This window comes from Methanobrevibacter thaueri, assembly GCF_015062905.1.
GTDB lineage: Archaea > Methanobacteriota > Methanobacteria > Methanobacteriales > Methanobacteriaceae > Methanocatella > Methanocatella thaueri_A.
This window is the reverse complement of sequence record NZ_SUTK01000045.1, coordinates 1-11,543: the sequence shown is the minus strand read 5'-3', so window position 1 is coordinate 11,543 and position 11,543 is coordinate 1. Positions and strand designations below refer to the sequence as shown.

Below are 11,543 nucleotides of genomic sequence, written 5' to 3'. Positions count from 1 at the left end.
ATTGGCTATGAAATTTGAATTATAGATTAATGCTTTACCAGCCTGAGAGTTTATTGCACCACCAAACCCAGCATAATTACCTGTAAAATTACAATTCAAAACAGTGACCGTTTTCTGATTAAGAATTGCACCACCAACCTCAGCAGAGTTATTTAAGAAATTACAATTTTTTACAGTAGCATTGCCGTTTTCACTTCCAGAATAGTAAACAAATATTACCCCTCCATAACCTGCATTATTTCCGGTGAAATTACAATCTTCAATCAGAGTGGAAGGACCGGCATATACAGCACCACCTTCGCTTCCATGGTTTTCATTAAATTCTGTATTCCTTATTGTTACATTTGCTATACCACAAACAATTGCTCCGACATCGCCGTCATTTTTAGAAAATTTACTGTCTTCAATGAGCACTTTTGCTTGCCCGTTTATATAAACTGCTCCACCTTCATTATATACATAATTGTTTTTGAATTCAGTATTGGTGATTACCATTTCGTTATCTTCGTCGAATTGCTCGGCATAAATTGCTCCGCCCCTACAAGGGTCGCTACTACCACCACTAAACTCAATTTTACCATCTTTAAATGTGCAGTTGTTAATGATTTGGGTCGAATGAGCAGTATTTAGTGCACCACCGATTTTTACAGCACTATTTTTGTCGAAAACTGTGTTTTCAAGTATCAATGTGGCATTATGAGCGGTTATTGCACCACCATAACCGGCACTATTCTCTTTGAATTCGGAATCGATGATTCTGATTGGGTCGGTTGATTTTACATAGATTGCTCCACCATTACCACCATCATTCACTATACGATTATATACGAATGAACAATTGAATATGGTGATATTTGAAGATTCCTCAATATATAAAGCTCCACCATCAACTTTAAGTTTATCGTAGCCAGAATTATAGAATTTTATGTTTTTCAATGTGACATTGTTTGCATTTATTATATGGAATACCCTAGTTTGCATTTCCCCATTGATGAAATGGCCGTTACCGTCAATGACTACATTGTCCCGGTCAATGAGAATGCCCTGAGGAAATAACCCCTCGTCAGTACTTTTATTATATTCATAATTAAGTGTAAGGTCTACATTTCCAGCATCAGCAATTGTCGCGTTCAAGTCTCTAAACGTATTTCCATTTAAATTTCCACTGCCAGGTTCCGTTGTTATCTCATTTTCAATATCAGCGTCGGACGATACGGTTTCCTCGCCCGCATCATCGTTTGCGATGACATCCGTATCATTCAAGTCACTGGCAGAAATTGCTGTCAGCGAACATAAAAGAACGAATAATATTGAAAAAACAAGTAATAGTTTTTTATGCTTCATAATAATATTTTCATTAATAATGCATATATAATTGTTGTCAACCAAAAAAATCAGCTAACATCTTGACACTGCCATGCCAAATACCATCAAACTAATACTTTTTATATTACAAAAAACATAATCTATTGTAGTATAAAACTTATTCTTATTATTATAATGGTGAATATAAATGACACATTGGATTGAAAACATAGCTAATGAATTGAGTAAAATGGACGTAGAGGAGCATGTCATTGCAAGCGGAACCTCCATTTCAGGTTCAATACACATCGGAAACTCTTGCGACATATTTGTAGCTAACGGTATCGGAAAGAAACTAAGAGAAAAAGGAAAGAAAGCTAAAACAATATGGATTGCAGACGACCACGACCCATTAAGAAAGGTTCCATACCCTTTGCCTGAATCATACGACAAATACCTGGGCATGCCATACTCAATGATTCCATGTCCTGACGGATGCTGTGCAAACTTTGTGGAGCACTTTGAAAAGCCGTTACTGTCCGTGATGGACGATTATGGAATTGAAATGGAAACAAAATCCGGTTTTGAAATGTACAAGTCCGGAGTATATAACGATTACATCAGAACATCCCTGGAAAGAGTTGAAGAAATCAAGGAGATTTTCAACGAATACAGAAGAGAGCCTTTGGCTGACGACTGGCTGCCATACAACCCTATCTGTGATGAATGTGGACGCGTAAACACCACATATGCCTACGACTATGACGGCGACATCATAAAATACAGATGTGAATGCGGCCATGAAGGCGAAATGGACATCAAATCCGGAAACGGTAAGCTCACATGGAGAGTAGAATGGGCTGCAAGATGGAAAATATTCGGAACCACTTGCGAACCTTTCGGAAAGGACCACGCAGCAAGCGGAGGATCCTACGATGTGAGCAGCGTAATATCCGAAAAGATCTTTGACTATCCTGCACCTTATCCAGTGCCATACGAATGGATCACACTTGACGGCGAAGCGATGAGCAAATCCCACGGAGTCTTCTTCGCTCCTGAGGAATGGCTGAAAATCGGCCCTGCAGAAAGTCTTCACTATTACCTCTTCAGGTCAAAGCCTATGAAGGCAAAGGACTTCTCACCTAAAATGCCCTTCCTTGACTTTATCGACCAGTTCGACACTGTTGAAAAAGTGTTCTACGATGAAGTTGAAGCTCCATCCGAAAAAGAAGGCAGAAAATTCAAGGAAATCTATGAGATTGTCCAGATGGAACCTGGAAGCCCATTACCTTTCAGACCGCCTTTCAGATTCCTGGTCAACGCTTATCAGATTGCCGGTGACGATTTGGAAAAAATCTTCGACATTCTCAAAAGAAACTCACAGCTTACCAAAAGCTTCAAGGACAAGGAGTTCGGCGACCTGACAGAAACCGAATTGGCACAATACCGCGAAAGGGTGGACAACGTCAAATACTGGCTGGACACCTATGCGCCTAAATTCGTCAAATTCCAAGTTCAGGAGAAAAGCATTCCTAAATTGCCGTTGACCCCTGAACAGGACAAGTTCCTGGCTGATCTGGCTGACCTGATGGAAACCACAGAGTTTACAGACGCCGCAGCATTGCACGATGCAATGTATGAAATCCTCGAAGGCCAAGGATTAAAACCTCAAAAAGGTTTCCAGGCAATCTATAAAATGATTCTCGGCCAAAAACAAGGTCCAAGAGCAGCATCATTCCTGTTAAGCTTGGACAAAGACTTTGTTGTGAAAAGATTAAGAAAAGAAGCTTAATCTTTAACCTTTTCTTTTTTTTAAACTAAACTTTTAAATTCCTTTTTCATCAGAAGATCATCCACAAACCTGTAATCAAGTTTTTCAAAAACATCAATCAAAATGTCTTCACGACTGTCAAAGCTGACTACGATGCTTTTGAATTCATAATCCATTGCTATCTTTTCAAGCTGTCTGATCAGCTTATAGGATATCCTCTCACGGTTATCGTAGGAATTTAAAAATAGTGTTGTTATCTCAGCGGACTCGGAGTCATACACCTTGAAGCTGGCGCAGCCCACTGTCTTTCCGAAATTATTCAAAAGAAGAACTACCTGAGGGTCATTCACTTCACATCCAAATGAGGAACACATCTCGACAAACCTTTCGTCACGCTCATCAGTTACTATTATCTCCATTCATTTCACCTCTGTAGTGTTGCCGACTTTCTTTAGCTCCTCATCCCAGATTTCGGAATTGTTGGCGGCAAACTTTAAAAACATGTCACGGCATTTGATGTCATTCAAAACCCTGACCTCCACACCATTGCACTTAAGAAAGTTTTCGGCACCCATAAGTGTGGTATTCTCCCCAATAACAACCTTAGGGATATTATACAGTATCACGGCGCCGGAACACATCGGGCACGGTGACAGTGTGGTGTACAGTGTGCACCTGACATAATCATCATAGTCAAGCCGTCCGGCATTCTCAATCGCATCCATTTCGGCATGCAGAACGACAGAATCGTTTTGAATAAGCCTGTTGTGCCCTCGGGATATGATTTCCCCATCCTTAACGAGCACGGCTCCGATTGGGATTCCGCCTTCGGCCAAGGATTTTTCCGCTTCCTTTAAAGCTTCGCCCATAAAATAATCATCGGTTTTCATAAAAAAAATAAGTCAATAGATGAATTTAATCATCTATTTGAATCTGTTGAACAATCCTTTATTGGATTCTTTTTCCAATTTTTCCTCAAGCTTTGAAACTTGCTTTCTTAAATCGGAAATGGTTTTGCTGTTCTCGTTTGAAAGTTTGTCATAACCGCTTTCTTTGATTTTGAGTTTAGTTCTGAGGTCAGAAATTTCAGATTTGTATCCGTCGACCTCTTTTTTGATTTGAGCTTCTACTTCATCTTTATAGTTTCCGAATTCAATGATTTCCGCCCTTAACTTGTCAACCTCTTCTGAAAGTGATATGTTTTCCTTTCTTGAATCTGACAGCTTGGATTTCAGGTCATTCACTTCATTAGATAACCTGTCATTGTCATTCTTAACACTGTCAACATCAGTGCTAGCGAGTTTTTCTTCAAGTTCTGATATTTTAGATTCCAGCTTTTCTTTAACGTTGTTCACTTCAGATTCTAACTTATCAGCCCTTACTTTGTGAACTGCACTTTCCGCACCTATTTTTCCAATGGTATTGCTTAAGTCAGCATTGATGTCAAGCTGATCGAAGTATTTCCTTGTGGATTTCTCAAGTGCATCAGTCAATTCCTTCTTAAGCCTTTTCAACTCGGCATTTTCCTTTTTGAGTTTAGGAATAACTTTGTTAGTCAAATAGTTCAGTTCGTTTGATTGATTGGATAGTTTCTGGTCTTTTTCATCTAATTTCTTTTTCAAATCATCCAATTTGGATGGATTTTCTTTCGGTTGCTCTTCTTCAGGTTCCTCTTCGACAGGCTCTCCGACAAATTCAATTTTAGGTTCATTGTGGACAGGCTCTTCAGCAACCTCTTCCTCAACAGGTTCCTCCTCAACAGTTTCCTCAACTAAAACTTCAGGAACAGTATCCTCAACAACCTCTTCCTCAACAGGTTCCTCTTCAACAGTTTCCTCAACTAAAACTTCAGGAACAGTATCCTCAACAACCTCTTCCTTAACAGGTTCTTCAACTATTTTCTCTTCAGTTTCTTTAGACTTGTTTCTAAGTTTATCCAAGTCCAATTTGACTTTTTGACCATACATCGCGTTCATTGGTTTCTCATCAGACATTAAAATCACCATTATAGCAATATTAATTTTAAAAATTCGACTACAAGATACATTAATAACTTATGATTTTAGCATATTTAAGTATTATCTAAAAAATTTAATAATAATAAGAAACAATACATTATATACCAAATTAATTTTTTAACTTGTGGCGATACTATGGATTATTTTGATAGATTAGAAAAAGAAACCAATCACCTATACGATATAGCTAACGAGGCAAGGTCTAAAGGTTTGGATGTTGAAACAGAAACTGAAGTGCCGCTTGCAAAGGATTTAGCTGAAAGAGTAGAAGGGCTGGTCGGCCCTGAAGGTGTGGCAAAGAGAATCAAGGAATTGGAAACCGATATGGACAGGGAATCCGTTGCCTTTGAAATTGCCGCTGAAATCGCATCCGGAAAGTTTCCGCTAACCGGCGAAAAGGCCAACTGGAACGAGGAGCAGAGATGCGACCAGGGTTTGAGAAGTGCCCTTGCTATCCTGACAGAAGGGGTTGTAGCAGCACCTCTTGAAGGAATTTCCGATGTTAAGATTAAACAAAACTTTGACGGAACAAAATATATCGGGGTTTACTTTGCAGGACCTATCAGAAGTGCAGGAGGTACAGCTGCCGCACTTGCCGTGCTTCTGGGAGACAAGATCCGTCAGGCAATAGGTATTGACGCATTCAAACCAATAGATGACGAAATTGAAAGGTACGTGGAAGAGGTGGAGCTTTACGAGTCCGAAGTCACAAACCTGCAGTACTCACCAACACCAGAAGAAGTGAGATTCGCCGCAAATCACATTCCGGTTGAGGTATCCGGAGAGCAGACAGACCAGGTGGAAGTGTCACACAGGGACCTGGAGCGTGTCGAGACAAACAACATCCGTGGAGGAGCGCTCCTTGCTATGGTTGAGGGAGTTATCCAGAAATCCAAGAAGATTCATAAGATTTCCAAAAAGCTGGGCCTTGACTGGGAATGGCTGAGCGAGTATTCAAAGCCTAAAAAGGATGACTCATCAGATTCAGGCGATGATTCAGATGTCGTCAGCGAACCTAAATACATTCAGGATATCATCGGAGGAAGGCCTATCCTGGGTTATCCTTCAGAAAAGGGCGCTTTCAGGCTAAGGTATGGCCGTTCAAGAAACACAGGACTTGCCACAATGGGAGTTCACCCGGCAACAATGGCATTGCTTGAATTTTTGGCCGTGGGAACACAGCTTAAAATCGAATATCCCGGAAAGGGTAACTGTGTCGTTCCGGTCGATTCAATCGAAGGACCTATCGTCAAGCTCAAAAACGGCGATGTCGTAATACTTGACAGCGTCAAAAAGGCACGTGAAGTTAAAAAGGACGTTGTTGAAATCCTGTTTTTAGGGGACATGCTTGTAGCGTTCGGAGAATTTTTAAGAAACAACCAGCCTCTATACCCGTCCGGATGGGTTGAGGAATGGTGGATACAGCTTCTGATGAGAAGCGAAAACTTCAACGCCGACAACAATGAACTGGACCTGTACAAACTGGAATATGACTACCTGTCATCTGTCGAGGCGTTCAAGCTCTCAAAGGACTACAATATCCCACTTCATCCGAAATACACATACTGCTACAATGACGTGACAATCGACGATTTGAACACACTGATTGATCTGCTTGAAAGGTCCAAATCAACCTACAAGAAGGATGAGGGAATCAAGCTGGACATGTCCTATCCCAAAAGGATACTGGAAATCATTGGAGTTCCGCACATCGTAAGGGACGGAAAGATAATCATCGATAAGGATCATTCTTATGCACTGCTCGTCACATTATCCAAAAAACTGCCGGAGATGAAGACAACAATAGAGGCCGTGAATGCGGTTTCACCGGTTGAAATCAAAAACAAGGCCCCTGCCTACATAGGAACCCGTGTCGGAAGACCTGAAAAATCAAAGGAAAGGCTGATGAGGCCTGCCCCTCACGGACTGATTCCGATAGGAAATTACGGAGGAGCCAGAAGACTTGTTGCAACCGCCGCCAAAAAGGGCAGCATTAAAGTGGAGATATCCAGAAGGAAATGTACCAATCCGGAATGTGGAATCAGCTCCTTCGGCTCACTTTGTCCTAAATGTGGCCATCCAACCGAAATGGGCAAGCCTTCAATGAAAACCGTTCCTTTGGCGTCAATGCTCAAGAAGGCATCAGACAATGTTAAGGTAAGGCGTGTCGACGAGGTAAAAGGCGTTGTCGGTATGATTTCCGAGGCCAAGCTGCCTGAGCCTATCGAAAAGGGAATACTCAGGGCAAAGCATGAGGTGTTCACATTCAAGGACGGAACCATCCGTCATGACTCCACCGATTTGCCGCTGACCCACTTCATACCAAAGGAAATCGGCGTTACAGTAGAGAAACTGCTTGAAATGGGCTATGAAAAGGATTGCTATGGAAATCCGATTGAAAATGAAGACCAGATTATCGAGTTAAGGGTTCAGGACATTGTAATATCCGACAACTGTGGAGAATATCTGCTCAGAACAGCACAGTTCATAGACGATGAGCTTACAAGATACTATGGCATGGAGCCGTTCTATAACGTTAAGGAAAAAAGCGACCTCATCGGCCATCTGGTGGCAGGTCTTGCACCGCACACCTCTGCAGGAGTTCTGGGAAGAATAGTCGGATTCACAAAAGCGCTTGGATGTTATGCGCATCCTTATTTCCACTCAGCAAAACGTAGAAACTGTGACAGTGACGAAGATGCGGTAATGCTTCTTCTGGATGCGTTGATCAACTTCTCAAAGACATACCTTCCGAACACAAGGGGAGGAAGTATGGACGCACCTTTAGTTTTATCTTCAAGAATCGACCCTGAAGAGATAGACGACGAATCCCACAACCTGGACATATTCGAAAGGTTCCCTGTTGAGTTTTATGAAGAGACATACACTCCTCACAAGCCTGCTGACGTATTGGAGTACATCGACAATGTTGAAATGCATCTGGGCACTCCTGAGCAGTACGAGGGACTGATGTTTTCCCACCACACTTCAAACATCCATGCGGGACCTACAGTCTGCCTTTACAAGAGGCTGCCTTCAATGAGGGAAAAGGTCGAGGCCCAAATCGCGCTTGCCGAAACCATACGTGCCGTAGACCAGAGGGGAGTTGTCGAAAAGGTACTGACATCACACTTCCTGCCGGACATCATGGGAAACTCAAGGGCGTTTTCCAAGCAGAAGGTAAGGTGCACAAAGTGCGGAGCCAAATACCGCAGAATGCCGCTTACCGGAAAATGCGCATGTGGAGGAAATCTGATTCTGTCCGTTTCAAAAGGGTCAGTTACCAAGTATCTTGAAATTTCAAGGGATCTGGTTAACCGTTATCCGGTATCACATTACCTTGAGCAGCGTCTGGAGATTCAGGAGTTCGGTATCAACTCACTGTTTGAAAGTGACAAGTCCAAGCAGAGCTCGCTTGACGTATTTTTCTGATTACTTTTCAAATGCTCTCGGACAATTGATTTTTAATATATAAAATATAGAAAATATCAGAGTATATGAATTTTGTTCGTAACAAGACGAACAATTTATATACTAGTTGAATCTAAGTATTAAGTAGATGTTCGTATCAATACGAACAATAATTATACAAGTGATTACAAATAGTAATAGCATGTGAGAGCGTACTCTCTCTCAATATTGGATAATAAATTTTTTTAATAACTAGGAAAATGGTGTGAATTAAATGGAAAAAATATCAGAATTAGGAAATAATTTAGAAAAAACCGTTAAAATTAACGTGGAGAAAAATAACGGTATAACAGAAAGATTTAGTTACGAAAAATTGATGAAATCATTGATAATGGTAGAAACCCCATTCTTTGAATCTGACAAAATCATTGCAACTGTAGTATCTCAATTATACGATGGAATCAAAACCAAAGAAATCAAAAAAATCGTACACGAATGTTTAGAAGATATCGACCCTGAAATCGCTAACAAATACTTAGCAAGCACTCAATTAAAAGTACGTACCTCCAGAGATACTATTGAAGCATTTGACTTATCAAAAATCGCTAACACCCTGATTGAAGAAACAGGTGCTAGCCAAGAAACTGCTTTTGAAATTGCTACCGAAACCTGGAAGGAACTCAAAAAATTGAATGTGGAATACCTGACCGCTCCAATGATTAGGGAAATGGTCAACACAAAATTGATTGAATACGGTTTAGAAGATTTAAGAAGCCGTTACACCCGTTTAGGTATCCCTGTATACAACATTACCTCTTTAATCGAAAACGGTAACAGGGACAACGCAAACATGATCCACAACCCAGAAAGTATCCACAAGCACGTAGCAGACGAAGCATTAAAACAATACGCACTCTTAAAAATGTTACCTGCACACCTGGCAGATGCCCACATGGCCGGTGACATTCACATTCACGATTTAGAATTCTTCGCAGGAAGACCTTTAAACTGTTTACAACATGATATAAGAACATTCATCAGATACGGACTTAAAGTGGACGGTACCGGTGACCACACATCCATTGCAGGTGCACCAAACCACATGGAAACCTTAATGAACCACACTGGTGAAATCATGCTTGCAGCACAACAGAACATGTCCGGTGGACAATCAATGTCCCTCTGGAACGTATTTGTCGCACCATTTGCAAGAGGAAGAACCTACGACGAAATCAAACAAGCTGTTCAAATGCTTGTATATAACTTAAACATGGCTTACGCTGCAAGAGGATCACAAGTTCCATTCACAAGTATGGCATTGGAATTCGGTGTTCCTGATTTCCTTAAAGATGAAACCGCATACGGACCAAAAGGTCAAGTTGTCGGAACTTACGCTGACTTTGAAGATGAAACCAGATTAATCCAAAGAGCATTCACTGAAACATTGCTTGAAGGAGACAATGAAGGTAAACCTCATTTATTCCCAAATACAATCTACACTCTCCGTGAAGAAACAATGACCAGTGAATACGAAGATGACTTAAGATTAGTTCATGAATTATCCGCAAAATACGGTTCATCATACTTTGTAAACATGTTCCCTAAATACAGAGGAAAAATGGCAAACTACATGGGATGCAGAACCTGTTTACAAGACACCTGGACAGGTGACTGGGATCAAGACTGTTTAAGAACCGGTAACCTTGCTTACGTAACCTTAAACTTCCCAAGAATCGGATACCAATCCAAAGATGAAAGCCAAGTATTCGAATACTTAGACGAATACATGGACCTTGCAGTTGAAACCTTGATGCTCAGAAGAGAACAAGGATTAAAATGTTTAAATGACTTCCACATTTTACCATTCTTAAAACAGGATGTAAATGGAGAATCCTACTACAGAATAGAAAATTCAACTTTATCCTTCGGTTTTGTTGGACTTAACGAAATGTTATTATCCTTATTCGGTGAAGGAATCGAAAACCCTGACTCCAACAAGTTCGGTGTAAAATGTCTCGAATATGTGAATGACAGAGCTAAAAAATTACAAGAAGAAACCGGACTCAGATGGTCTGTTTTACAAACCCCTGCTGAATCTACCGCTTACAGATTCGCAACTCTCGACAAAAAACAATTCGGAGACCAAGCTATCGTACAAGGTGACGGAAACGCTAACTACTACACCAACTCTTCACACGTACCAGTAGACACCGGATTATCCTTAATCGAAAAAATCAAAATTGAAGAACAATATCACGGTTTAACTCCTGGTGGTCACATCTTCCATGCATTCATGGGAGAATCATACTCCGATCCTGATTCATTAATGAGTTTAACCAATAAAATCGCAAGAAAATCCGATATCGGATTCTGGGCTTACAGCTCAGCATTAAGCTTCTGTTTAAAATGTAAAACTTTAATGAAAGGGCTAAACAATGTTTGTCCTACCTGTGGTGAAAAAGAAGATGTAGAATGGTATGACAGAATTACCGGATACGTACAACAAGTTGGACGTGCAAAATCTGCATCCGGAGGTTGGAACCCAGGTAAACGTCAAGAATTAATTGACAGAAGAAGATTCGAAGATAACTAAACAGTTATCTTCCTTCACACCATTTTTTTAACACTCAAACCATCAAAATCATATTTTAATATCATCTAAGAGTCCTTATGCTCTTGACAGCCTATTTGTAAAAATCAAGTGGTGATAATCAAGCTCAACAAGAAAACATACAAGGTGAAAACAAAAGCCAACGGATTCATCACATTCAAAATACCGAACACAGTAAAGCCTGGAAAATACAAGCTGACAGCAATCTACAAAGGAGAAAGCATTAAAAAAACCGTAAAGGTAAAGCAAAACCTCAAGACCAAAAAATATAAAGTCAAAAAATCCGCCAAAAAGCTTGTCTTGAACCACCCCACCCTAAAAGAGGGTGGGGATTCCTGAATTTTTTTCACTTAATAATGGTTAATTTAAGTATTTTTTCAGGCTATCTCCGTTGAACCAGCGGTTTAGAATATTAATTGCTGCGTTT

Annotated in this window: 8 protein-coding genes; 4 read left to right on the top strand and 4 right to left on the bottom strand. The window is 40.5% G+C overall.

The window, feature by feature from the left end; all coding sequences use genetic code 11:
* A partial coding sequence (locus E7Z79_RS07800; protein ID WP_303739400.1) for a right-handed parallel beta-helix repeat-containing protein occupies window positions 1-1,344 on the bottom strand: 1,344 nt, incomplete at its 3' end.
* Window positions 1,345-1,513: 169 nt separating this feature from the next.
* On the opposite strand from E7Z79_RS07800, the gene lysS reads away from it, so the two are divergent.
* On the top strand, window positions 1,514-3,097 hold the full coding sequence (gene lysS / locus E7Z79_RS07795) for a lysine--tRNA ligase (RefSeq protein ID WP_303739399.1): 1,584 nt from the start codon (window positions 1,514-1,516) through the stop codon (window positions 3,095-3,097).
* Between the two features lie 20 nt (window positions 3,098-3,117).
* Here lysS and E7Z79_RS07790 read toward each other — a convergent pair whose 3' ends face one another.
* The 3 genes from E7Z79_RS07790 to E7Z79_RS07780 are packed head-to-tail and all read right to left on the bottom strand — an operon-like array spanning window position 3,118 to window position 5,070.
* Complete coding sequence (locus E7Z79_RS07790; RefSeq protein ID WP_303739398.1) at window positions 3,118-3,495, bottom strand: hypothetical protein; 378 nt, start codon at window positions 3,493-3,495, stop codon at window positions 3,118-3,120.
* Window positions 3,496-3,966, bottom strand: coding sequence for a nucleoside deaminase (locus tag E7Z79_RS07785; protein ID WP_303739397.1), 471 nt, complete (start codon window positions 3,964-3,966; stop codon window positions 3,496-3,498). It abuts the gene before it with no gap.
* Between the two features lie 33 nt (window positions 3,967-3,999).
* Complete coding sequence (locus tag E7Z79_RS07780) at window positions 4,000-5,070, bottom strand: hypothetical protein (RefSeq protein ID WP_303739395.1); 1,071 nt, start codon at window positions 5,068-5,070, stop codon at window positions 4,000-4,002.
* A gap of 159 nt (window positions 5,071-5,229) precedes the next feature.
* Between E7Z79_RS07780 and polC the strand changes: the two genes are divergently transcribed.
* The 3 genes from polC (at window position 5,230) to E7Z79_RS07765 (ending at window position 11,455) form a co-directional block, all read left to right on the top strand.
* Entirely contained in the window at window positions 5,230-8,526 is a 3,297-nt protein-coding gene (gene polC, locus E7Z79_RS07775) for a DNA polymerase II large subunit (RefSeq protein WP_303739394.1), read from the top strand.
* Window positions 8,527-8,779: 253 nt separating this feature from the next.
* Window positions 8,780-11,098 (top strand): anaerobic ribonucleoside-triphosphate reductase, encoded by a 2,319-nt coding sequence (nrdD, locus tag E7Z79_RS07770; protein WP_303739393.1) that lies wholly within the window; start codon window positions 8,780-8,782, stop codon window positions 11,096-11,098.
* Window positions 11,099-11,206: 108 nt separating this feature from the next.
* Window positions 11,207-11,455, top strand: a complete 249-nt coding sequence (locus tag E7Z79_RS07765; protein ID WP_303739392.1) for a hypothetical protein — start codon at window positions 11,207-11,209, stop codon at window positions 11,453-11,455.
* The last annotated feature ends 88 nt before the right edge of the window (window positions 11,456-11,543 follow it).

Bases quoted from the DNA above. Each gene is read 5' to 3' on its own strand.
- lysS (WP_303739399.1), top strand. From the start codon at position 1,514: ATGACACATTGGATTGAAAACATAGCTAATGAATTGAGTAAAATGGAC.
- E7Z79_RS07790 (WP_303739398.1), bottom strand. From the start codon at position 3,495: ATGGAGATAATAGTAACTGATGAGCGTGACGAAAGGTTTGTCGAGATG.
- E7Z79_RS07785 (WP_303739397.1), bottom strand. From the start codon at position 3,966: ATGAAAACCGATGATTATTTTATGGGCGAAGCTTTAAAGGAAGCGGAA.
- E7Z79_RS07780 (WP_303739395.1), bottom strand. From the start codon at position 5,070: ATGTCTGATGAGAAACCAATGAACGCGATGTATGGTCAAAAAGTCAAA.
- polC (WP_303739394.1), top strand. From the start codon at position 5,230: ATGGATTATTTTGATAGATTAGAAAAAGAAACCAATCACCTATACGAT.
- nrdD (WP_303739393.1), top strand. From the start codon at position 8,780: ATGGAAAAAATATCAGAATTAGGAAATAATTTAGAAAAAACCGTTAAA.